The following is a 24,486-nucleotide window of genomic DNA, read 5'->3' on the forward strand; positions in this document are numbered from 1 at the left end:
GGAGCATTCAGCAGGGTATAAAAAATCGCTGTACGTGTGCGATTTTCGTGCCGCACAAGTTGAAGGCCTACAAAGGTAGGTCGAGTCTTGTGCGGTGCGAAAGGCGCTCCGTACAGCGATTTTTTATCAGAAGCCGAACTGGGCGGCGGTTTCCTTCAGCGTCTCGGCAGAGCGCTTCAGAGCGGCGAGCTCCTTGTCGGAGACCGGGGTGTTGATGGTGTTGTTGACGCCCTGACGGTTGAGGAGGGTCGGCACGGACATGCAGATGTCGGAGATGCCGTGGAAGTCCTTGAGCATGGAGCTCACGGGCAGGATGCGGTTGGTGTCGTGCAGGACGGCTTCGATGATGTCGACGCCGGACATGCCGATGGCGTAGTTGGTGGCACCCTTACCGTTGATGATCTTGTAAGCGGCGTTCTTGACTTCCTGGTGGATCTCCTCGCGCTTGTCGGCGTCGAGCGGATCGTGGCCGGGCAGCGGGGTCCAGTCGCACATGGGGACGCCACCGATGGTGGCGGACTCCCACAGCGGGACTTCGGAGTCGCCGTGCTCGCCGGCGATGTAGGCGTGCACGTTCTTGACGTTGACGCCGGTCTGCTGGGCAATCAGGAAGCGCAGACGAGCGGAGTCCAGGTTGGTGCCGGAACCGAAGATCTGGTTCTCGGGCAGACCGGTGAGCTTCTGAGCCACGTGGGTAGCGATGTCGACCGGGTTGGTGATGAGCATGTAGATGGCGTTCGGAGCCACCTTGACCAGGTTCGGCATGATGGCCTTGAGGATGTTGACGGTAGCGCCAACGAGCTCAAGACGAGACTGACCCGGCTTCTGACGCGGACCAGCGGTGATGACGACCATGTCGGCGTCGCGGCAGATCTCAGGATCGTCGGAACCGTCGATGGACACGGTCGGGTAGAAGCTGGAGCCATGCTGCATGTCGAGCACTTCGGCTTCCACGCGCTCCTTGGCGATGTCTTCAAGCACGATCTCGCGAGCGATGCCACGCTGGGCAGCGGCGAAGGCGAGGGTGGAGCCAACGGCACCGGCACCAATAACAGCAAGCTTCGTGGGCTTAACGGTAGTTTCCGCCATGATGGATGAACCTCTCTTCAAAGGCGGTCTGCTGATGAATGGCAGGCCTTGTAACTAACGTCTTCACTCTATAAACCCGCTAAGACGTTTTGCTACCAGCACACCACCCTGTTTGATAACCGTATGGTAATGTTTTCAACGGTTGTTAGCGCTCACGAATATACTGTGATGTTTATCACGTTAGTCAATGGACTGTTCGACCACCTGAGCGGCAAGATGGGCGTCAACGTCCGCTTCAAGCTGTATGCCATCATCGCGGTACTCCACCTTGTCTACCTTGCCGTATTCGCGTACACGAGAGATCAGGGAGCCAGCGGTATACGGCAGCAGAGCGTTGACATGCACATGCGGGACCGGCAGCAGACTTTCGACCGCGGTACGCAGCTCGTCCAATCCCTCACCGGTATAGGCGGAGACGATGAACGCATCTGGCTGCAGCGCGGCGAGTCGTTCACGAGTCGCCTCGTCCGCCTGATCGGCCTTGTTGAATACGAGAATACGCGGAATCGAGGCCGTGCCTTCGATGTCCGCCAACACGTCATTGACCGCGTCGACCTGAGAGAACGGGTCAGGGTGGGAGCCATCGACCACATGCAGGATCACGTCGGCCTCGGCCACCTCTTCCAGGGTGGATTTGAACGCCTCGACCAGCTGGGTGGGCAGGCGGCGCACGAAGCCGACCGTGTCCACGTAGGCGTAAGCGCGTCCGTCGCGGGTTTTGGCGCGGCGCACGGCCGTGTCCAATGTGGCGAACAGCGCGTTTTCCACCAGTTCGGCCGAACCGGTCAGACGGTTGGTCAACGAGGATTTGCCGGCGTTCGTGTAGCCGACCACGGCCACTGTGGGCAGGCCGAAGCGACGGCGTGAACCGCGCTTGACCTCACGTGCCGGGGCCATCTCACGAATCTGACGGCGCAGTCTGGCGATACGCGTGCGAATTACACGACGGTCCATTTCGATTTTGGTCTCGCCCGGGCCTCGCGATCCGATGCCCGCATCCGCGCCGGCCGCGCGACCGCCGGCCTGACGGGACAGCGAACCACCCCAACCACGCAGTCGGGGCAGCATGTATTCGAGCTGCGCCAACTCCACCTGCGCCTTACCTTCACGCGAGGTGGCGTGCTGGGCGAAGATGTCCAGAATCACCGCGGTGCGATCCACCACCTTGACTTTGGCGGCGTCCTCCAATGCACGGCGCTGTGACGGCGGCAGGTCGTCGTCCACGATAATCGTATCGGCTTCCTCACGCGCCACGATGCCGGCAATCTCCTTGGCTTTGCCGGAACCAACGTACGTGGCTGCATCCGGCTTGGAGCGATGCTGCAGCAAACCATCGCATACCACCGCACCGGCGGTTTCGGCGAGCGCCGCCAACTCTCTCAATGATTCCTCGGCCTTGGCTTGCGTGGTGACGGCGGACGACCAGACGCCGACGAGCACCACACGTTCCAGACGCACCTTGCGGTATTCGACTTCGGTGACGTCCTGCAGCTCGCCGAGACCGGCGACATGCTTGAGCTCGTTGCGGGCCTCGCGCTCCTCCCATTCCTGGTTGGCGTCCTCATGCCAGCCGGTCGCGCGCTGGCTGTCGTCGAGCAACACTTCGGACTGCTCGGCCAGCACACCTTCAGGGGTAACGTCGTTGTTGCCGCGGTTGATGTCGGTGTACTGGGTGTTGTCGGTCAAGTGCGCCTCGTTTGGTTGGAATGGTTCACGATTCTTCTATGGTCCTTTATTATCATCACATGAGGTGACATGCTGGCATAGATCGGCACGTACCGGCATAGGCCGGCTGATACAGGTCGGCATACGAGAGCGGCGAATCCCGCAGAAATGGAGCGACCATGGCAGAACAGTATTTCTCTGCGGAACCCGCATCGAAGGATGTGCGCCGCACATTGAACGTAACGTTGCGCGGCCATGAGGCGACCGCTCAGGTGTCGAACGGCGTGTTCTCCGGCTCGCGCGTGGACCTCGGTACGTCGGTATTGCTGAAGCATGCGCCCGAGCCGCCGCTTACCGGCGATTTTCTGGATTTGGGCTGCGGCTGGGGCCCTATCGCCCTGACATTGGCGTTTGAGTCGCCCGAAGCGAACGTGTGGGCGGTGGATGTCAACGAGCGCGCGGTGGACCTGACCCATGCCAACGCACAGGCGAACGGCCACACGAACATTCATACGGCTCAGGTGGACGAGTCCAGCACTCCCCTGCCTGCCGAGAACCAGCCGGCGTTCTGCGAGACGGTGCCGAGCGACCTCACGTTTGATGTGATTTGGTCGAACCCACCGATCCGAGTCGGCAAGGAAGCGCTGCATACATTGCTTATGGCTTGGCTGCCGAAGCTCAAGGTGGGCGGTGCCGCCTATCTCGTAGTGCAGAAGAATCTCGGTTCCGATTCGCTGATCCCCTGGCTGGACGATGCGCTCGGCGAGGGGTTCACTGCGAGCAAATACGCGAGCTCCAAGGGCTTCCGTATCATTGAAGTTCGTCATGAAATATGAGTATCCCGCAGAACTTCCCGTATCTGCCGCGCGTGATGAGATAGCCAGCGCGGTCAAACGTTCCCAAGTCGTTATTGTGTCCGGCCAGACCGGTTCGGGCAAAACCACACAGCTGCCGAAAATCCTGCTTGAGCTTGGCCGTGGCACGCACGGCAAGCAGATCGTGCACACCCAGCCTCGCCGTATCGCCGCACGCACGGTGGCCGAACGTATCGCCTCGGAGATGGGCGTGAAGCTCGGTGACGAGGTCGGCTATCAGGTGCGTTTCACCGACGAAAGCTCGCCCGGCACACGATTGAGGGTCGTGACCGACGGTATTCTGCTCGCCCAGATCCAGCGCGATCCGAAACTCACCCGATACGATACGATCATCATCGACGAGGCGCATGAGCGCAGTCTTAACATCGACTTTCTGCTCGGCTATCTGACGGCACTGCTGCCTCAGCGCCGCGATCTGAAGCTCATCATTACCTCCGCGACCATCGATTCGGTCAAGTTCCAGGAGCATTTCGAGCACGCCTTGCATGAGAAGGTGCCGGTAATCGAGGTTTCCGGCCGCACCTTCCCCGTGCAGGTGGTCTACGAGCCGCTTGGCACCGCGCCCGCGTTGATGCGCGAAGTGCCGGGATTCGCGGTGGGCGCCCGCCCCGGCGACGCCGATTACGACGAGCTGGCCAGCGCCATCGCGGAATCCGATTCCGACCGGCCCCGCGGCCGGTCCGGTGCCTCCTATGCCGATGACGGCATCACCGATATGCCTACCGCCGTGGCTCGAGCCTGCGCCGAGCTGGTGATTCACTCCTCCCACGAGCGCGGTCCCCGCGATATTCTGGTCTTCGCCTCCGGCGAGCGCGACATCCACGAGTTCGAGGCCGCACTGCGGCATCATTACGGCCCGCGCGCCGACGACATGCGCCGGCCGGATGCCATCGAGATCATGCCGCTGTTCGCGCGACTGTCCGCCGCCGACCAGCATAAGGTGTTTGAATCGCACCTTCACCAGCGCATCGTCATTGCCACCAATGTGGCTGAGACCTCGCTGACCGTGCCCGGTATCCGGTATGTGGTGGACCCCGGTTCCGCCCGTATCTCCCGGTATTCGAAGACCGCAAAGGTTCAGCGTCTGCCGATCGAGCCGATCAGCCAGGCCAGTGCCGACCAGAGGTCCGGCCGATGCGGCCGTGTGGCCGACGGCATCGCGATCCGCCTGTATTCGCGTGAGGATTACGAGACCCGTCCGCGCTTCACCGAGCCGGAAATCCTGCGTACCTCGCTGGGTGCCGTGGTACTCCACATGCTGTCGGTGGGCGTGGCCCGCACGGCCGAGGACGTCACGAACTTCGGGTTCATCGATCCGCCGGATATGAAGGCCGTGTCGGACGGTTTCAATGAGCTCACCGAGCTCAAGGCCATCGGCCGCAAGCGCGGCGAGGTGACGCTCACCCATACCGGTCGTCAGCTGGCGCGCATCCCCATCGACGTGCGTCTGGGACGTATGGTTATCGAGGCCGCGAAAACCGGTTCGCCGAATCTTCTGGCCCAGGTGCTCGTGGTCGTGGCGTTCCTGAGCTTGCAGGACCCACGTGAACGCCCGGACGACAAGCGTGAGGATGCCGACCGCATCCACAACCGGTATGCGGATGAGACCTCCGACTTCCTGACGGCCCTGAATATCTGGGACCGCGTGTTCCAAGCAGACGGCGACCCGAGCAACAACGCGCTGCGCCGTATCTGCAAAACCGAGTATTTCAGCTGGCTGAGGATGCGCCAGTGGAAAGATCTCGTCTCCCAGCTACGCCAGATGTGCAAGGAGCTGAAGTTCAAGGTCGGCGACCCGCTGCCCGCCTCCCGCCCAGGCTTGGAGATCCGCCAGCTGCCGTTGAATCAGCAGGCCGCGCATTCGCTGTGCTGCGCGTGGGATGCGGACGGCATCCACAAGTCGATGCTCGCCGGATTGCTGTCGATGATGGGCATGCAGGTGGTGCGCGAGCCCAAGGCCTCCGATTTCGCGGGGCTGACCGGTGCGGCGCGCGCCCGTGCGATGAAACGCGCCCAGAAGCAGTCGAAGAACGATTATCAGGGCGCACGCGGCACCCGTTTCGCCCTGTTCCCCGCTTCCGCCGTGGCCAAGAAGACCCCGTCATGGGTGATGAGCACCGAACTGGTGGAAACCTCTCGCCTGTGGGCCCGCTATTCGGCGGCCATCGACCCCGCGTGGGCCGAACCGTTGGCCGGCCAATTGACCCGCACCACGTATGCGGAGCCGCACTGGTCGGGTTCGCGTGGCTCGGCTGTGGCCACCGCGCGCGTGCTGCTGTATGGTCTGCCGATCGTACAGGACCGTGCCGTGCAGTGGGGACGCATCAATCCACTTGAGGCGCGCGACTTCCTGATTCGCCAGGGTCTGGTCGAGGGCGATATTCAGCAGCGTTTCAGTTACGACGACTTCGTGGGCAAAAACCGCGACATTCTCGAGGATGCCGCCGATGATGCGAGCCGCACCCGCCAGCTGGCGGATACCGTGTCCGACGAGGATCTGTTCGACTTCTACAACGCGGTCATTCCCAACGATGTGACCAGCGTGGCCGATCTGGCGAAATGGTGGAAGTCCGAGCATGACCGTCAGCCGAATCTGCTTGATTTCGACCCGGCCAAGGTGGAGCGTCTGGCATCCAGCGATTCGGTGAGTCTGGACGATTACCCCGACCATTGGCATACGACCGGATCGGACGGCCAACCCATCGACCTGCGTCTGAGCTACGTGTACGATCCGGCCGACCCGGCCGACGGCGTCACCGTGCATGTGCCGTTGAAGGCGCTCTCGCGTATCACGCCCGACCAGTTCACATGGAATGTGCCGGGTCTGTTGGATGAGCTGATCCTGTCGATGATCAAGGCGCTGCCCAAGCAGCTGCGCGTCCAGTTCGTGCCGGCCCCGGATGCCGCGCGTGCGATTCGTGACTGGATCGACGAGCATTACCCGGATCTGCCGGGCTCGGGCTCGCAGCAGAAGCCGAATCTGCCGCCGGTGGATGAGGATGGCACGACCGTTGGCTGGCCCGATCTGGCACATGTGTTCACCAAGGCGGCCATCGCCACCAAGGGTGCGCAGATTCATCCCGAAGTGTTGGGGCCGGAACTGGTCGAGCGTCTTTCCCCGTATCTCAGAGTCACGTTCTCGGTGGAGCAGCAACTGCCGGCCGGCAAGCACCCTCGTGGACGCCGGCATGCGCGCGGCCCCATCAAGGTGCTGGGTGTGTCCAAGGATCTGAAGGCGCTGCAACGCAAGTTCGCCGCGCAGGCGGAGGCGTCGGCCCGTCAAATGGTCAAGAAGCAGGCCGATCAGGCTGGAGAACAGGGCAAGCTGGTCAGTCAGGCGAACCTGTTGCATAAGGCGGGTGCCACCACCGAGTCCCGGGCCACGATGCTCTGGCGTGGCGCATTGGATGCGTTGCGATTGCCGGCCGAACGCATTTCGTCGCGCTGGCTGGGTACCGAGGCGTTGATGCTGGCTTCTGCTCCGTACAAGTCCACCAAGGATCTGGTCGAAGACCTGCAGCTGGCCACGGTCAAACGGCTGATGCCGAATGTCGACAGGCTCTCGGACGATGAGGCGTTAGCCAATGCGGTGCTCGATGTGCGCGAAGTGTACGAGGACACCGTCTATCAGGTGGCGCATGACGTGATCGCCGTGCTCAAGGCTTATGCCGAGGTCGACAAGGCCACTGGCGGCAAGGCTGATCTGCCGATGCTTTCGGTGTTGCAGTCGATTCGCGACCATATCGCCACGCTCGTCTACCCCGGATTCATCGGGCGCACTCCCCCGGATGCGCTGAAGTCGTTGAGCCGATATTTGAGAGCCGATCTGAGCCGACTCAATAAGGCGAAAACCGATAAGAACCGTGATGTCAAGTGGGCTTGGCAGGCCGACGAGGCCCGTCAGGTGGTTGATAAGGCGTTGGCCCGTGCCAAGGCGGAGCCGGCCGGCCCGAAGCATGAGGCATTGATGAAGCAGGCCGAACAGGCCCGTTGGATGCTTGAAGAGTTCTACGTGTCCCTATGGGCGCAGGAGCTTGGCACCAAGGGGCCGGCTTCGCTCAACCGTATCAAGAAAGCGCTGGCGTGACCGGACGGCAAACAAGTCGCCAGGCCACGCGCCAGCGCACGCGCAAGCCGTCATCACAGCGTGGGCAAGTGCGCGGATGCCTCGGCAATCGGAACAGGAAACGCAATCGTAGGCACGGTCCGATCAATGCTCTGAAGCGTTCCTGGCGTAAGGCGAACTGGCCGACCCGTATCAAGATGGTGCTGATTCCCACGGTGGCGGTGGTCGTTGTCGTAGCGCTGGTGGCCGGGCTGGTTCGTTTCACAAACTGGCGGGCACAGGTTCGCGCAGCCGAGGCGGCACAGCTGGAACTGACGCGAACATACGATTTCAATCCGGGCAATATTATTTCGGATGGTCAGTTCTTCAACGGTTCGGCGATGAGTCAGGCCGAAGTCCAATCGTTTTTGGACACACAAGGTGGCTCGCTGGCCGCGATGACCTTCGACACATCGAACGAGTCAGGCGAAGGCCTGTGCGCGGACTATACAGGCACCAAAGGCGAGTCGGCGGCGGCAATCATCGACCAGTCGGCCCGCGCCTGCAAGGTGAGCCAGAAAGTGCTGCTCACCGTGATGCAGAAGGAGCAGCATCTGGTCACTGCCGTCGATCCCAGCGACTATCAGCTTATGGCGGCGATGGGGTTGAACTGTCCGGATACCGCCGACTGCGATCCCGCCTATGCCGGATTCTTTCGGCAGGTGTATGGCGCGGCCAAGCGGTACCGTTACTATCTCGAGCACGAGGAACAGTACGGGTATACGGCGCACAATCTCAACTACATCCAATATCATCCGAACGCGGCATGCGGCGGCGCACAAGTGTATATCGAGAACAAGGCGACCGCCCTGCTCTACATCTATACGCCCTACCAGCCGAACATCGCCGCACTGGCCGCTGGCAACGGTACCGGCGATTCCTGCTCCAGTTATGGCAACCGCAACTTCGCGCTTATCTACACCAGCTGGTTCGGTTCGCCGCGAAGCTGATAACGGCAGCTGACCGGTCTTGTCCGATTGGACTCGGCCAACACTGTCAGCGTTCGACGTATGGACGCAGCAGGGTCGTGGCGCCAACCGCCAGCAGCGAGGCGAAAGCCAGCAGACACAGGCAGACGGCCTGCACGCAGTAGATCGGTCGAATGTGGGTCAATGGTTCCACGCCATGACCTTTGTCGGCCAGCTTGCCGCCGTACAGGTTGCTCCACAGGCAGGCGCAGCCGTAAATCACCAAGCCGATGCTGATATAGCGTTCGGGCACGCCGATTTCGTCGCGCATGATCGGCGAAAGATACGTGTAGAAGACATAGGAGGCGGCTGCGCCGAAGACCACATCCGCCACGCCGAGCTGGATGCGGCGGTCGAAGAACAGGCGGAATTGCCTCAGGAAACCGATCTTCGCCGGATGCGAGTTGCGTGGCAGAGACACTGCCATCGATGCCATCAGCACGGCGGTGAGCACCGAGACCAAGGCAAAGGTGACACGCCAACCAAAGGTATCGGCCACCCAAGTGCCGGCCGGTACGCGCGGTGTTCGCAGGTGCGTTCGTCATGGGTGCTCTCTTGAGTGCTCTCGCTCGTACTACAAGCTGATTCGTCGGTTATGTCAATCGTTTTTTCGTATCAACTCAGCGACAACGTTATTCCCACCTCTGCCCACTACCCACCACCACGACACGCCATAGAAAACCCCGCCGATGACCAATCATCGACGGGGTTTGGCACATGTGCAACGCTTGCGATTACAGCTTCGGCAGATACTTCTTCAGCTCGTAAGGCGTGACCTGCTGGTTGTACTCCTCCCATTCCTGGTGCTTGTTGTCCAGGAAGTAGCCGAAGGCGTGTTCGCCGAGCACGTCGGCCACGAAGTCGGATTTCTCCATGATCTTCAGCGCCTCGTCCAGCGAGCGCGGCAGCGGCTGAATGCCCATAGCCTGACGTTCGCCGTCGGTGAGCTCCCACACGTCATCACTGGTAGGCTCGCCCAACTGCATCTGCTTATCGATACCGTCGAGACCGGCGGCCAGCAGCACCGAGTAGGCAAGGTATGGGTTGGCCACCGGGTCGAGCGCACGGAACTCCATGCGCGCGGAGTTGCCCTTGCCCGGCTTGTACTGCGGGATACGCAGCAGCGCGGAACGGTTGTTGTGGCCCCAGCAGATGTAGCTTGGTGCCTCGTTACCGCCCCACAGGCGCTTGTACGAGTTGACGTACTGGTCGGTGACCGCGCAGATTTCGGCCGCATGGTACAGGATGCCGGCGGCGAACTGGCGGGCGGTCAGGGACATGTTGAACTCCTGACCGGCCTCGTAGAAGGCGTTGGAATCGCCTTCGAACAGGCTCAGGTGCGTGTGCATGCCGGAACCGGGCGCGTCGGCCAGGGGCTTGGGCATGAAGCTGGCGTGAATGCCACGCTCCAAGGAAATCTCCTTGACCACCGTACGGAATGTCATGATGTTGTCGGCCATGGTGAGCGCGTCCGCGTATCGCAGATCGATCTCGTTCTGGCCTGGCCCCGCCTCATGGTGCGAGTATTCCACCGAGATGCCCATTTGCTCGAGCATGTTCACGGTGGCACGGCGGAAGTCCATGCCTGGGCTGCGCGGCACGTGGTCGAAGTAGCCGCCCTCGTCGATCGGGGTCGGGGCCTTGGACCAGTCGTCCTGGCTTTCGAACAGGTAGAACTCGATTTCCGGATGCACGTAGAACGTGAAGCCCTTGTCCTTGGCTTTGGCGAGCGTGCGCTTCAACACGTGACGTGGATCGCCGAGCGAAGGCTCGCCGTCCGGGGTCAGAATGTCGCAGAACATGCGGGCGGTACCTTGCGGGCCACCGCGCCACGGCAGGATCTGGAACGTCGAGGGATCGGGTTGAACGATCATATCGTCTTCGGACACGCGGGTCATGCCCTCGATGGCGGAACCGTCGAAGCCGAGACCCTCCTCAAACGCGGCTTCCAGTTCGGCCGGAGCAATCGCCACGGACTTCAGTGTTCCCAACACGTCCGTGAACCACAGACGAATAAAGCGCACGTCGCGTTCTTCGACCGTGCGCAGCGCAAACTCCTGCTGTTTATCCATAGTCGCCTATCGTTCCATAACCGTGTTACGAAGGGCGTTAACATCTCACTGTTCGTCACCTGCGAGTCGCGAGATTTCATCAACATGCCCCGGTCCGCATGTCAGGCATGGTTCAGGCCCATGCCGGCACGGCACTATGGTAGTGACTATGAGCGAAGATCATCTCACCCCATCCGCCAATCCGCCCGTCGACGTGACCAGCTGGACGCAGGCCACCGACCCGCGCGACCGTTCGCGCGCCGGCATCGCCACTCGTACCAAGGCGCCGCTGGACGCACATGCCATATGGAAGGTCAAGGAGGGCCGGCGTGAGGCGATCAGCCTTTTGGAGGAGCAGTCCGCGATTCGCGTACCGGATCTGATTCCGCTGCGTTACAAGCGTATGAGCGCCAGCCCCTTCACCTTCTACCGGGGCACCGTGCTCATCATGACCAATGACCTGGCTTCCACGCCAGTCACTGGCATTCCGGTGCAGTGCGTGGGCGACGCGCATATCGGCAATTTCGGCATTTTCCGCTCCCCTTCCGCCCGTCTGGTGTTCGATATCAATGATTTCGACGAAACCGCTATCGGCCCGTGGGAATGGGATCTGAAACGTCTCGCCGCCTCGGTGGAGATCTGCGGACGCGCCAACAAAATCAAGGAGAAGGACCGTCGCGCCGCCGTGGTCCAGTGCGTACACACGTACCGCACACGCATGAAGTGGTTCTCCGAAATGGATTACCTTGACGCGTGGTATGAGCACCTGGACGTGGAGGAGACGCTCGACCGCTTCGAGACCACCGGTTCCAAACGCAGCCGTGTGCTGCGTGAGGCGGCCATGAAGGCGCTGCTGAAGGATAACGACGCGGCGGCGGCCAAACTGTGCCGTTATGAGAGCGGCAAGCTCAGGTTCAAATCCAATCCGCCCGAGCTGGTGCCGATCAATCAGCTGGATGATTACGCCGACTTGGATGCGTTGCAGGCACGTATAGACACGCTGTTCGAGAGCTACCGGCATTCCCTGTACGACGATCGCCGTTGGGTGTTCGATCATTTGCGCTATCAGGATGCAGCCCGCAAGGTGGTGGGCGTGGGCTCGGTGGGCCAGCGCGCGTGGACGTCGGTGTGGATCGCGCGTGATATCGACGATCCGATGATGATTCAGATGAAGGAGGCCACGTATTCCGTGCTCGAGCATTACTGCGGCGCGTCGCCGTACGCCACGCACGGTGAGCGCGTGGTTCAGGGGCAGAAGCTGATTCAGAATACGGCCGATGTGCTGTTGGGTTGGTCGAGCTTTATGGCCGAGGATGGCCGACCGCGCGACTATTACGTGCGCCAGTTGTGGAATGGCAAGGGGTCGATTGATATCGACAATCTCAACGCTTCGGGATTGAGCGATCTGTCACGCATGTGCGCATGGTCGTTGGCGCACGCCCACGCCCGCACCGGCGATTCGATTGCGATCGCCAATTACATGGGTGGCACCGACGAATTCGATCAGGCCATCGCCTCATTCGCCGTCAGCTACGCCGAACAGAATGATGAAGACTACGCCGTCTTCAAAAAGCTCCTCAAATCCGGCGACCTCCCTTGCTGAGCCGTTAAGCGGACAGCCCATTGGGCTGTCCGTAGGAGGGGTCTGAGTGAAGCGATAGCTGAGCGAAGGTAGATTAACAGTCTCGCTAAGGCGAGTCCTTTGCCTACTTCGCTACTTCAAGCGCTTCCTGGAGCGTGAACGCACGTGCATAGAGGGACTTGCCGAGGATGGCAGAATCAACACCAATTTCAGCCAGTTCCTTGATGGCGCGCAAATCGTCCAGCTTGGAGATACCACCGGAAGCCGTGACCTTGGCGTCGGTGCGTTCAGCGACTTCACTCAGCAATTGAATGTTCGGGCCGGACATCATGCCGTCCTTAGCCACGTCGGTTACCACGTAACGCGAGCAGCCCACGGAGTCAAGGAACTTCATGGTCTCAAACAGGTCGCCGCCTTCGCGCGTCCAGCCGCGCGCCGCCAGTGTGTGACCGCGCACATCCAGACCAACAGCCACGCGGTCGCCGTACTTCTTGATGACCGAGGCGGTCCAATCCGGATTCTCCAAAGCGGCGGTGCCGATGTTCACTCGGGCGGCACCGGCCTCAAGGGCCGCGTCCAACGAAGCGTCATCGCGCACGCCGCCGGACAGTTCGATGTTCACGCGGTCGCCGAGCTCATGAACGATTTCTCGCAGCTGATCGCGATTGTTGCCCGTACCGAAAGCGGCATCAAGGTCGACCAGGTGAATCCATTCGGCACCGGCCTCAACCCAAGTACGGGCGGCCTCGAACGGCGAACCGTAATCGGTTTCGGAACCGGATTCGCCTTGGCGCAGGCGCACGGCCTTGCCATCGCGTACATCGACGGCGGGCAGCAGAGTCAACGACATAAGAAGAGCCTTTCTTCAGTTACTTATACACAATTTGAGCTCCCTCGTCAGAGGGAGCTTCATGCTTTTTTACAGCGTGGCGATCCAGTTCTTGAGGAGCTGGGAGCCAGCGTCCCCGGACTTTTCCGGGTGGAATTGCGTGGCGGACAGCGGGCCGTGTTCGTAGGCGGCCACAAAGCGCGATCGGCCGTACGAGCACCAGCTCACGCGTTCGGGCGAATCGCTCAGATCGATGTCGAAGCGGGACGTATCCGCCGGCTTCACTTCCATCGCGGCGTAGGAGTGCACGAAGTAGAACCGTTCGTTCTCCACGCCGTTGAGCAGCACCGAATCGGGGACGGCCTCGATCGTGTCCCATCCCATGTGAGGCACCACGTCGGCGTCCAGCAGGTTCACCGAACCGCCGATCAGTCCGATGCCTGCGGCATGGGCACCGTGCTCCAGACCGTGTTCGAACATGATCTGCTCGCCCACGCACACGCCGAGCACCGGGCGGCCAGCGCGGATGCGATCATAGATCACACGGTCGCCGTCGACCTTCTTCAGTCCTTCCATACATGCGGCGAACGCACCCACGCCCGGCACGACTAGGCCGTCGGCCTCCAACGACTGCCGGTAGTCGGAGGTGAGGGTGGTGTCGACGCCAAGATTGGCGAGCGCACGCACCATGGAACGTACATTGCCGAAACCGTAATCGAAAACAACCGCTGTGGTCATCTGCTCTCCTATCCCCTACTGGTTTGGTTGGCGTCTATTCGATGCGGGAGCCGCGCCCGCCACGTCCGCGCCTAGTGTGGTTGGCGAGAATCTGCATCGCCTGATCATGGTCGAGTCCAGCGGAATCCACCACTTCGAACCCTTGGGTCTTGAGTTGGTTCAGGGTTACGATGCCGAGCATCAGGTCCTCGACGAAGCGCGGTGTGGAGGTGAACAGCACGGGCGGCGCGAAACTCTGGCCGGCCTCTCCCTGCACGTACATGGCCACTTCGAGCTTGTCGGCACGGTTGACTGCAAGAATCACGGCCATGCCGGATACCACGGTGGTCAGGTCCTTGGCTGCGGCTTCCGGGCCGTCGCCGTTCAGATTCTTCAGCACCGCGACGGCCCCCTGATTGGCACCGATGCATGCGGCGGAGATGTCCGACAGCTGGCAGAACGCGGCCAACAGTTCGGCGGAGGCAAGACGGGTAACGATCAGCGCCACCTTCGCCTTGTTACCCAACAGTCCAGCGAGTTCGTTGTCGAAGCCGAGCGAGGGGTCGACCACGTCGGCCATGGCCTCGTTCACCGCATCCGCAACGGACCCGGTGACGTCGTCGGTCATAGGCTGGCCGGAATCAGCGGAAGCCTTATCAGCCGTATCATCATTCGCGTCGGAATCGGACTTCGCTGAAGCAGCGTCCGCTGTTTTATCGGCATCACTGGTATCACTGACATCGCCGGATACCGAATCGTCCGCGAATTCTTTCTCGAATCCGGCGAGCGCAGCCTCAAGCTCCTCGTCGGAGAAGTGCGATTCGTCCGGATCGAACTTGTCGTCGGTCATCACAGGGCTCCCTTGGTGCTGGGCACGCCGTCTACACGCGGGTCGATTTCCACGGCGAAGCGCAGCGCACGGGCCAGCGCCTTGAATTCGGCTTCAGCGATGTGGTGCGGGTCGCGGCCGGCGAGCACCTGCATGTGCAGGCAGATGCCGGCGTGGAAGGCGATGGATTCCATGACGTGGCGGACCAGCGAGCCGGTGAAATGGCCGCCGATCATGCAGAATTCGTAGCCTTCGGGCTCGCCGCTGCACACGCAGTACGGGCGGCCGGAAATGTCGACCACGGCCTTGGCCAGCGCCTCGTCGAGCGGCACGGTGGCGTCGGCGAAGCGGCGGATGCCTTTCTTGTCGCCGAGAGCCTGCTTCAGAGCTTCGCCGAACACGATGGCCGTATCTTCCACAGTGTGGTGCACGTCGATGTCGGTGTCACCGTGGGCGTGGATGGTCAGGTCGATCAGCGAATGCTTGCCGAGCGCGGTCATCATATGGTTGTAGAACGGCACGGATGTATCGATATCGGTTTTGCCGGTGCCGTCGAGGTTCAGTTCGAGGTCGATGTGTGATTCGCTGGTTTCGCGGACGATGTGCGCGGTTCTTGCCATCATGTCTCCTGTGTGATTCGTCATATTGGATTGCGGCGGGACTCGAATCGCTTCGGGTCTCGCCGCAATCGGAAAGAAATGTCCCTTATGCTGCTTCCACTATACGAAGCACTTCAACAAGGGCGTTACGGAAGGTTTCCATCTCCTCGTCGGTGCCCATGCACACGCGCAGCCAACCGTCCGGTCCGACCACACGGATGAGTACGCCGCGCTTCAGGAGCTCGTCGAAGATGGCTTCACGCTTGTCGAAGTGCCCGCCGAACAGCAGGAAGTTCGAGCCGGATTCGGCCACTTCAAGCGGCTGGTCCTTGTAGGTCTGTTCCTTGAGCCATGCGGCGGTGGCCTCGCGGGTTTCGCGCAGGTGCTCGACACGGCTCAGCTGCTCGTCGGTGTGTTCGAAGGCGGCCAGTGCGGCGGCCTGAGTCACGGCGGACAGGTGGTACGGCATACGTACGATACGCACGCAGTCGATGATGCCCTTGGACGCGGCCAGGTAGCCGACTCGCGCACCGGCGAAGGCGAAGGCCTTGCTCATGGTGCGGCTGACGGCCAAGTTCGGGTGGTCCTTGATCAGGCTCACGGCGCTCGGGGTGCCGGGCTTGCGGAATTCCACGTACGCTTCGTCGATGACGAGAATCGGGTGCACGCCCTCGCCCGCGCCGACCACTTCAGCGGTTTCGCAGGCGGCGAGAATACGTTCGATATCCTCCATCGGCAACGGGGTGCCGGTCGGGTTGTTTGGGCTAGTGAGCAGCACCATCGAGGGCTTGACCTCGGCGATGGCCTCAAGTACCTTGTCGACGTTCAGCGTGAAGTCGGCGTTGCGGTGGGCGAGCTTCCAACCGGTGAAGGTGTCGCGGGCGTACTCCGGGTACATGGAGTACGTCGGGTCGGCACCGAGTGCGGTGCGGCCCGGGCCACCGAAAGCCTGGAACAGCTGGAGCATGATCTCGTTGGAGCCGTTGGCACCCCACAGCTCGTCCACGTCCAGACGGGTACCGGATTCGCGGGCCAGGTAATCGGAGAATGCCTGACGCAATTCGATGTGCTCACGGTCCGGGTATCGGTTGAGTGTGGGGGCGATTTCACGCACACGCTTGGCGATGGTGTCGCATACGGCCGGGTCCGGCGCATACGGGTTCTCGTTGACGTTCAGGCACACCGGCACGTCCAGCTGGGGAGCGCCGTACGGCTCCTCACCGATCAGGTCGTTGCGCAGCGGCAGGTTTGCAGGAATCGAGCTCATCGCAGACCGGCTTCCTTCTCCTGCTCGCGCAGGGTGGCCTTGTCATACGGATCCTTGACGAAGCGGGAGAGCACGCACTCGCCGTGGGCGGGCAGGTCCTCGGATACCGCGAAGGCGTTGATGCGGGCGGCGAGGGCCTTGAGGCCTTCCTCGTCGTATTCGATGACTTCGACCGGCTTCATGAAGGTGTGCACGCCGAGGCCTGCGGCGAAGCGGGCGGTGCCGCCGGTGGGCAGCACGTGGTTGGAGCCGGACATGTAGTCGCCCAGCGGCACCGGGGAGTACGGACCGCGGAAGATGGCACCGGCGTTCTTGATGCGCTTGACGACCGCATCGGCATCCTTGGTCTGAATCTCAAGGTGTTCGGCGGCGTAGGCGTTGGCCGCGTCGATGGACTGGTCGAGACCGCCGGTCAGCACGATGGCAGACTGGGTGCCGGACAGCGACGTGTGGACACGCTCGGCGTGCTCGGTACGCGGCACGCGGTACTTGAGGCTCTCCTGCACCTTGTCGGCAATCTCGGTGGAGTCGGTGAACAGCACGGAACCGGCGAGCTCATCGTGCTCGGCCTGGCCGATGAGGTCGGCGGCCAGCAGGCTCGGGTTGGCGGTTTCGTCGGCGATGATGCCGATTTCGGTGGGGCCGGCAACCGCGTCAATGCCCACGAATGCGGAGACCAGCGACTTGGCGGTGGCCACGAAGATGTTGCCCGGGCCGGTGATCTTGTCAACCGGATCGCACAGGATGTCGCCGTCCTGCGGCTCGCTGCCCTTGGCGCCGTATGCGAACATGGCAATGGCCTGAGCGCCGCCGACCGCGTATACCTCGTCAACACCGAGGATGGCGCAGGTGGCGAGGATGGTCTTGTTCGGCAGGCCTTCCTCATTGTCGCGGGCGGGCGGGGTGGCGATGGCCAGCGATTCGACGCCGGCGGCCTGGGCCGGCACAGCGTTCATGATGACGGAGCTCGGGTAGACGGCCTTGCCGCCGGGCACATACAGGCCGACGCGCTGAATCGGAATCCAGCGTTCGGCCACGCGGGCGCCTTCGGCGAGGTCGGTGTAGAAGTCCTTCGGCACCTGGTTGGCGGCCACGGCGCGGGCGCGGCGCACCGATTCCTCGATGGCGGCGCGCACTTCGGGGTCGAGCGTGGTCAGGGCGTCCTTGATCGCCTCGACCGGCACGCGCAGGTTCTTGGGACGCACGTGATCGAACTTCTCCTCGAAGTCGCGCAGGGCAGCGGCGCCGCGTTCTTTGACATCGTCCAGAATCGGACGCACCAAATCGGTGGCTTCGGAAGTACCCATTGCAGCACGCGGCATCGCGGCAAGCAGTTCGGCACGGGACAGGTTCTGACCACGCAGGTCAATGATTCGCATGATGTTCTCACTCATAACGCCCCATCGTAGCAATGTGCGAGGCCTAAGCGGCGAGGAACGCCCATGTTCACCCGTATCGTGAGATTATCGTGCGTGATGTGGGTTCGTGATACAGGTTATTGACGCACGCCAAATGCCCGAGCGGTCTCATCGATAATCGGCATGTCATGCACGGCGACGTGACTCACTTCGGACCATCGCGGGCCAATGGCTAATTGCTCAACCAAGGCTTGCACTGCGTCGCTGCTGCCTTGTGCTTCCAGCTCAACCGAGCCATCGCGGCAATTACGCACCCAGCCCCGTACACCAAGCCGACGTGCCTGAGTCACCGTAAAATAACGGAATCCCACGCCTTGCACCAGTCCGGTGACCACTATATGTTTGCGGACCAAATTCGCCGATTGCCTCATGATGCTCAGTTCCTAATCCATCGTTCGCAGCATTGGGTAGAGGCTCAGGAATCGCCGGTATGCGTCGGCATATGTGCGTGCGGTGTCAGGATTCGGCTGGTATACAGTGCATTCGCATACTGATTGCAGCAGGTCTGGTACATTGAATACCAACGAGGCCATTGCCACTGCTGGCAGAATATCGGCATTGGCGAACACTTCAATAGGATGCTCCAACACATCGGCCAGAATCTGGCACCACGCATTTTCTCTGGCTCCGCCGCCAATCAGGGAAATCTCGGTGGGTTTGGCGTCAAAACTTTCCATACCTTGACGAATGGAGAAGGCCACACCCTCAAGCGCGGCACGCATCATGTCTGCCTTGGCGGTGTCTGGATCGAGGCCCACATAGGCACCGCGAATATTCGGATTCATAACAGGGAATCGCTCCCCCACCAGATATGGCAGGCATAGCACACCGTTGGAGCCGGGTTTGGATGTTTCGATAAGACGATGCGCCTCTACGTAATCGCCATCGGAGAATACGCCGGTAACCCATTTATGCACGTCACCGGCGTTGAGGAATGGCACGGCATTCACGAAGCCTTCTTCCACGCCAAATGCCAGATTCGCAGCACCTGGCTTGTCAGTGAACGGCTCGGGCGAAACGGTGGCGATCCAGCCTGAGGTGCCGATATTGATGTTGTATTGACCAGGGTGGCTGACACCGCTGGCAAGTGTGGTGGCACCCGCGTCTCCAATGCCCGCGTATACCGCAGTTCCGGCGGAAAAACCGGTGCGTTGTGCAGCGGATTCCGTCACTGTGCCAATGTTGTCTTGCGGATTGTGCAGGTGTGGCAATATGGTCATGTCGATTCCTGCGACCTCGCATAATTCGGCATTCCACTGGCCATTACGGATATTCATGGCCCCAGCTGTGGAACACGCCGCCACATCGCCCACGCATTCGCCAGTTAATTGGGCGATCAAGTAGTCCTTGGAACTGATCAATACATGACGAATGCGCGCGTACGTTTCCGGCTCGTGTTCACGCAGCCACATCAACTTGGGCAACGGCAAGCAGCCTTCGAGCCGGTTACCAACGGTGTTCAGGAAACGTTCTGCACCGCCCTGATATGTCTCGGCGAGTTGCTTGGCCTGTTCCTCGGCTCGGCCATCCGAATACAGAATGGCATTGCGGACGGGATTGAGCTCGCCGTTCAAAGCAATAACATCCTGCATCTGACCGCTGAAAATGATGCCACGAATGCGAGTCACATTGAATTCTGACTCGGATTGCCGCGCCTGCTCAATCATGTGCCTGGAGGCCGAGCAGAAAGCTTGCCACCATTGATCGGGGCTCTGCTCCCGATAGTCGCCGTTGATAATAAGGTCAAGTTCGCTACTCGCACTAGCTACAATGCAACCCTGCCCATTAACTAAGGCACCCTTCAACGCCGTGGTCCCCGCATCAAATGCAGCCACATATTCCGTAGTCATATCGTTCATCGTAGCGCTGAAAAAAAAAGAATCATTCTTTGCCAGCAAAACGCGGCTTATTGCATCGTCTTGTTTCTAGAATGGGAAATTGAACGAATACTACGACTAGTGAGGCATTATGGCAATTCAATCGACAATCATGCTGAACAACGGCACTGTCATCCCGCAGGTGGGCTTGGGCGTATTCCAGACACCGGATGGTGATACTACAGTGAACGCGGTGCAGACGGCTCTGGAGAATGGCTACCGCCATATCGATACCGCAATGATTTACCACAACGAGGCTTCAGTGGGTGAAGGTATTCGCCGTGCTGGTGTGCCGCGCAGCGATTTCTTCTTGACCACCAAGCTGTGGAATGACGATATTCGCGCACGCCGCGGCAAGGATGCATTCCAAGAAAGCCTCGACCGCTTGGGCGTGGATTATGTGGATCTGTATCTGATTCACTGGCCGGCAGACGGCTGGCAGCAGGCATGGGACGACTTGCAGGAGATTTATGCCTCCGGCCGCGCCAAGGCCATTGGCGTCAGCAACTTCCAAAAGCATCATATCGATGAGCTACTGACCCATAGCGATGTGGTGCCTGCTGTAGACCAGGTTGAGTCTTCCCCACAATTCACCAATCAAGAGCTTATTGGCCAGCTGCGTGCCAAGGGCATTCACACTGAAGCTTGGAGTCCGCTCGGCGGCACCGGCGGTAACCTACTCAGCAACCCAGTACTGGCCGGAATCGGTGCCAAGTACGGCAGGTCTGCTGCACAGGTAGTGATTCGTTGGCACATCCAGCGCGGCATCGTCGTGCTTCCCAAGTCCACTCATGCCGAGCGCATCAAGCAGAACTTCGAGGTCTTCGACTTCAACCTATCGGTCGATGATATGACCGCCATCTCCGCCATCAACACCGGCAAGCGCAACGGTGCTGATCCGGACAATTTCAATTTCTAGACCTTTATCGGTCCAGATACGCAAAGAGGGAACTCTCCGTCATTGGAGGGTTCCCTCTTCTATATGCTTTCGATTCGGCCACACCCTAGGTGCGAGAGCCTATGTCTTGTCGGTGTCTTGTCTTGTTGGTTTCGGGTATGCGAAAGCCCCTTGGGGCGTGTGCTCCAAGGGGCTTCCTGTACGTGTGGTGCGGCGGCGTGCTACTCTCCCACACCCTGTCGGGTGCAGTACCATCGCCGTGCCAGGCCTTAGCTTCCGGGTTCGGAATGGGACCGGGCGTCTCACCTGGGCCATGGCCGCCGCAAATCTTCTCTTATACGGTCAGACGCTGGGGTCTGCCGGCCTGTGGCGGCCTGGGAACCGGACAGCGGACGCGGATATGTCGATGTTTCGTCTTGTGGCCAGACAATGCTCATTGCCGTCTGGTGTCGTTTGCAGGAGGAAGATGCGGTCCAACCGCCAGGGGTTGGAATGTTAGTGTTGCCTTTCGTCCGTTAGTACCGGTCGGCTCCACCCCTCGCGGGGCTTCCACGTCCGGCCTATCGACCACGTGTTCTGCATGGGGACTACAGGAACTCGAAGGTTCCACGGAATGCTTATCTTGGAGCAGGCTTCCCGCTTAGATGCTTTCAGCGGTTATCCCTTCCGAACGTAGCCAACCGGCCGTGCCACTGGCGTGACAACCGGCATACCAGAGGTTCGTCCACCCAGGTCCTCTCGTACTATGGGCAGGCCTCCTCAGCATTCCAACGAGCGCAGAGGATAGAGACCAAACTGTCTCACGACGTTCTGAACCCAGCTCGCGTGCCGCTTTAATCGGCGAACAGCCGAACCCTTGGGACCTGCTCCAGCCCCAGGATGCGACGAGCCGACATCGAGGTGCCAAACCATCCCGTCGATATGGACTCTTGGGAATGATCAGCCTGTTATCCCCGGGGTACCTTTTATCCGTTGAGCGATGCCGCGTCCGTACACCGGCACCGGATCACTAGTCCCGACTTTCGTCCCTGCTCGGACCGTCGTCCTCGCAGTCAAGCCCGCTTGTGCACTTGCACTCGCCACCCGATTGCCAACCGGGCTGAGCGGACCTTTGGGCGCCTCCGTTACTCTTTGGGAGGCAACCGCCCCAGTTAAACTACCCGCCAGGCACTGTCCCTGAACAGGATGACTGTTCGAGGTTAGACATCCAATGCGAACAGAGCGGTATTTCACCTTACGGCTCCGCGCGATCTGGCGACCGCGCCTCTCGGCCTCCCGCCTATGCTACACAATCCACACCGAATGCCAATACCAAGGTATAGTAAAGGTCCCGGGGTCTTTTCGTCCTTCTGCGCTTAACGAGCATCTTTACTCGTACTGCAATTTCGCCGAGCTCCTGGTCGAGACAGTGGGGAAGTCGTTACGCCATTCGTGCAGGTCGGAACTTACCCGACAAGGAATTTCGCTACCTTAGGATGGTTATAGTTACCACCGCCGTTTACCGGGGCTTGAATTCACCGCTTCACCCGAAGGCTGACGGATCCTCTTAACCTTCCGGCACCGGGCAGGCGTCAGTGCATATACAGCGGCTTGCGCCTTCGCATGCACCTGTGTTTTTGGTAAACAGTCGCTACCCCCTGGTCTGTGCCACCCCCAAAAGCTCCCACAGCAAGTGTGTTCACCATCGGGGGTCTCCCTTAAACCGAAGGAACGGGAGTGATTTGCCGAGTTCCTTGACCAGGATTCGCTCGATCGCTTTGGTATTCTCTACCTGACCACCAGTGTCGGTTTGGGGTACGGGCGGCTTTGAGCCTGACGCCGAAGCTTTTCTCGGCAGCCGGGATCACCGGATATCGGGCCATAAGGCCCCCATCATCGCACCTCGGACCCATGCGGGACGGATTTGCCTGTCCCACGCCCTGCGTGCTTGACCACGGAAGACCACCTCCGCGGCCGGCTACCCTTCTGCGTCACTCCTGCGCTGACCTACTACAAGGATCGGTCCCAACAGGCCAGGGCATCCCGCCCCCGAAGGAGCAGTAAGCCCGGACCCGGAGGTTAGTACTCCAAGCCTCGGTTTTGGCGGCTGAAAGCCGGTACGGGAATATCGACCCGTTCATCCATTCGACTACGCCTGTCGGCCTCGCCTTAGGACCCGACTCACCCAGGGACGATGAACGTGGCCCTGGAACCCTTGGTCATCCAGCGGACGGGATCTTCACCCGTCTCTCGCTACTCATGTCTGCATTCTCACTCCCATGAAGTCCACGGCGCGTTCACACGGCCGCTTCGCCCCTCATGGGACGCTCTCCTACCCAGTACAAAATACTGCCGCGTCTTCGGTGGTGTGCTTGAGCCCCGCTACATTGTCGGCGCGGAACCACTAGACCAGTGAGCTGTTACGCACTCTTTCAAGGGTGGCTGCTTCTGAGCCAACCTCCTGGCTGTCTATGCGACTCCACATCCTTTCCCACTTAGCACACGCTTCGGGACCTTAGACGACGGTCTGGGCTGTTTCCCTTTCGACGACGAAGCTTATCCCCCGCCGACTCACTGCCGGGATACGCGTCACCGGTATTCGGAGTTTGGTTGCTGTTGGTACCCGATACGGGCCCGCAAGCATCCAGTAGCTCTACCCCCGGGACGTAATGACCCGACGCTGCACCCAAATGCATTTCGGAGAGAACCAGCTATCACGGAATTTGATTGGCCTTTCACCCCTAGCCCCAAGTCATCCCCCCGGTTTTCAACCCAGGTGGGTTCGGTCCTCCACGCGGTCTTACCCGCGCTTCAACCTGCTCAGGGCTAGATCATCCCGCTTCGGGTCCAGGACACGCGACTCAAACGCCTTTTAAGACTCGCCTTCGCTACGCATACCCCACACGGGTTATGCTCGCCACATGCCACTGACTCGCAGACTCATTTTTCGATAGGCACGCCGTCACCCCACAAAAGGGCTCCGACGGATTGTAGGCGCACGGTTTCAGAGACTGTTTCACTCCCCTCCCGGGGTACTTTTCACCTTTCCCTCACGGTACTCGTTCGCTATCGGTCAGACAGGAATATTCAGGCTTACCCAACGGTCTGGGCGGATTCGCACGGGGTTCCACGGGACCCGTGCTACTTGGGAGACGCGATCGGCAGACCATGCGCGTTCAGGTACGGGGCCCTCACCCTCTGCGGCCCGGTATTCAACCCGGTTCCCCTGACACATGGTTTTCTGCAACTGCCGGCCGGCCCGTCGGAGCCGGCGCACGCGATCCCGCAACACCCCGCGCGCAACCCCCGACGGGTATCACACGCGCAAGGTTTGGCCATCATCCGCTTTCGCTCGCCACTACTCACGGAATATCCTTTCCTGCAGGTACTGAGATGTTTCACTTCCCTGCGTACCCCCCGGCCGAAGCCGGTACCGACCCATGACGGTCGGTGGGTTCCCCCATTCGGAAATCCTCGGATCAAAGCCCTGTTGGCGGCTCCCCGAGGCATATCGCAGCCTCAAACGTCCTTCATCGGTCCTGTCTGCCAAGGCATCCACCATACGCCCTTGCAAGCAACACACACCACGAAAGTGCATGGCCGCAAGATTCCTCTAGCAAATTCCCAGACGACAAATCATCACACTAAAAATGATCACAAAACGATCGAAACGAACAATAGAGTTCGATTCGAAATCAACAGCAAAACAAAGATTCAAAAACTCTTGTTTTGCTCGCG

General features: G+C 60.6%; 16 protein-coding genes, 2 rRNA genes and 1 pseudogene. 5 read left to right on the plus strand and 14 right to left on the minus strand.

Annotated elements, in window-relative coordinates; translation table 11 throughout:
* Positions 1–126: 126 nt before the first annotated feature.
* A complete protein-coding gene (locus BLLJ_RS06645) occupies positions 127–1,089 on the minus strand; it encodes an L-lactate dehydrogenase (protein ID WP_007052533.1) in 963 nt (320 codons plus the stop codon).
* A 180-nt stretch (positions 1,090–1,269) separates the two neighbouring features.
* Positions 1,270–2,775, minus strand: coding sequence for a GTPase HflX (gene hflX, locus BLLJ_RS06650; protein ID WP_007056520.1), 1,506 nt, complete (start codon positions 2,773–2,775; stop codon positions 1,270–1,272).
* 158 nt (positions 2,776–2,933) lie between these two features.
* Between hflX and BLLJ_RS06655 the strand changes: the two genes are divergently transcribed.
* The 3 genes from BLLJ_RS06655 to BLLJ_RS06665 are packed head-to-tail and all read left to right on the plus strand — an operon-like array spanning position 2,934 to position 8,684.
* Complete coding sequence (locus BLLJ_RS06655) at positions 2,934–3,590, plus strand: class I SAM-dependent methyltransferase (protein WP_007054390.1); 657 nt, start codon at positions 2,934–2,936, stop codon at positions 3,588–3,590.
* Positions 3,580–7,716 carry an ATP-dependent RNA helicase HrpA gene (gene hrpA / locus BLLJ_RS06660; protein ID WP_007058451.1) on the plus strand — a complete coding sequence of 1,379 codons (4,137 nt, stop codon included), beginning with the start codon at positions 3,580–3,582 and terminating at the stop codon, positions 7,714–7,716. Before BLLJ_RS06655 ends, hrpA begins: the two co-directional genes overlap by 11 nt.
* Positions 7,713–8,684 (plus strand): hypothetical protein, encoded by a 972-nt coding sequence (locus BLLJ_RS06665; protein WP_013582827.1) that lies wholly within the window; start codon positions 7,713–7,715, stop codon positions 8,682–8,684. Before hrpA ends, BLLJ_RS06665 begins: the two co-directional genes overlap by 4 nt.
* Before the next feature lie 67 nt (positions 8,685–8,751).
* On the opposite strand, the pseudogene BLLJ_RS06670 reads toward BLLJ_RS06665, so the two are convergent.
* Both BLLJ_RS06670 and glnA read right to left on the minus strand, forming a co-directional pair.
* Positions 8,752–9,219: pseudogene (locus tag BLLJ_RS06670) on the minus strand (MFS transporter); the annotation flags it as partial.
* Between the two features lie 217 nt (positions 9,220–9,436).
* Complete coding sequence (gene glnA, locus BLLJ_RS06675) at positions 9,437–10,774, minus strand: type I glutamate--ammonia ligase (protein WP_007052524.1); 1,338 nt, start codon at positions 10,772–10,774, stop codon at positions 9,437–9,439.
* Between the two features lie 148 nt (positions 10,775–10,922).
* Between glnA and BLLJ_RS06680 the strand changes: the two genes are divergently transcribed.
* Positions 10,923–12,356, plus strand: coding sequence for a DUF2252 domain-containing protein (locus tag BLLJ_RS06680; RefSeq protein ID WP_007052523.1), 1,434 nt, complete (start codon positions 10,923–10,925; stop codon positions 12,354–12,356).
* Between the two features lie 103 nt (positions 12,357–12,459).
* Here BLLJ_RS06680 and priA read toward each other — a convergent pair whose 3' ends face one another.
* The 8 genes from priA to BLLJ_RS06720 all read right to left on the minus strand — a co-directional run bounded on the left by priA (position 12,460) and on the right by BLLJ_RS06720 (position 19,853).
* A complete protein-coding gene (gene priA, locus BLLJ_RS06685) occupies positions 12,460–13,185 on the minus strand; it encodes a bifunctional 1-(5-phosphoribosyl)-5-((5-phosphoribosylamino)methylideneamino)imidazole-4-carboxamide isomerase/phosphoribosylanthranilate isomerase PriA (RefSeq protein ID WP_007054385.1) in 726 nt (241 codons plus the stop codon).
* Between the two features lie 69 nt (positions 13,186–13,254).
* Entirely contained in the window at positions 13,255–13,902 is a 648-nt protein-coding gene (gene hisH / locus BLLJ_RS06690) for an imidazole glycerol phosphate synthase subunit HisH (RefSeq protein WP_013582828.1), read from the minus strand.
* A gap of 34 nt (positions 13,903–13,936) precedes the next feature.
* Positions 13,937–14,731 (minus strand): hypothetical protein, encoded by a 795-nt coding sequence (locus tag BLLJ_RS06695; protein WP_013582829.1) that lies wholly within the window; start codon positions 14,729–14,731, stop codon positions 13,937–13,939.
* On the minus strand, positions 14,731–15,330 hold the full coding sequence (gene hisB / locus BLLJ_RS06700) for an imidazoleglycerol-phosphate dehydratase HisB (protein ID WP_007052519.1): 600 nt from the start codon (positions 15,328–15,330) through the stop codon (positions 14,731–14,733). Before hisB ends, BLLJ_RS06695 begins: the two co-directional genes overlap by 1 nt.
* Before the next feature lie 85 nt (positions 15,331–15,415).
* On the minus strand, positions 15,416–16,576 hold the full coding sequence (locus tag BLLJ_RS06705) for a histidinol-phosphate transaminase (protein ID WP_007052518.1): 1,161 nt from the start codon (positions 16,574–16,576) through the stop codon (positions 15,416–15,418).
* Complete coding sequence (gene hisD / locus BLLJ_RS06710) at positions 16,573–17,970, minus strand: histidinol dehydrogenase (RefSeq protein WP_013582830.1); 1,398 nt, start codon at positions 17,968–17,970, stop codon at positions 16,573–16,575. The genes BLLJ_RS06705 and hisD overlap by 4 nt, the downstream gene beginning before the upstream one ends.
* Positions 17,971–18,071: 101 nt before the next feature.
* A complete protein-coding gene (locus BLLJ_RS06715; protein WP_013582831.1) occupies positions 18,072–18,365 on the minus strand; it encodes an acylphosphatase in 294 nt (97 codons plus the stop codon).
* 12 nt (positions 18,366–18,377) lie between these two features.
* A complete protein-coding gene (locus tag BLLJ_RS06720) occupies positions 18,378–19,853 on the minus strand; it encodes a xylulokinase (protein WP_173361539.1) in 1,476 nt (491 codons plus the stop codon).
* Positions 19,854–19,962: 109 nt separating this feature from the next.
* Between BLLJ_RS06720 and BLLJ_RS06725 the strand changes: the two genes are divergently transcribed.
* Positions 19,963–20,790 carry an aldo/keto reductase gene (locus BLLJ_RS06725; protein WP_007052514.1) on the plus strand — a complete coding sequence of 276 codons (828 nt, stop codon included), beginning with the start codon at positions 19,963–19,965 and terminating at the stop codon, positions 20,788–20,790.
* Positions 20,791–20,977: 187 nt separating this feature from the next.
* On the opposite strand, the gene rrf is transcribed toward BLLJ_RS06725, so the two are convergent.
* A 5S ribosomal RNA gene (gene rrf / locus BLLJ_RS06730) occupies positions 20,978–21,094 on the minus strand.
* 170 nt (positions 21,095–21,264) lie between these two features.
* A 23S ribosomal RNA gene (locus BLLJ_RS06735) occupies positions 21,265–24,330 on the minus strand.
* Between the last annotated feature and the right edge of the window lie 156 nt (positions 24,331–24,486).

It is taken from the genome of Bifidobacterium longum subsp. longum JCM 1217 (genome assembly GCF_000196555.1).
GTDB lineage: Bacteria > Actinomycetota > Actinomycetes > Actinomycetales > Bifidobacteriaceae > Bifidobacterium > Bifidobacterium longum.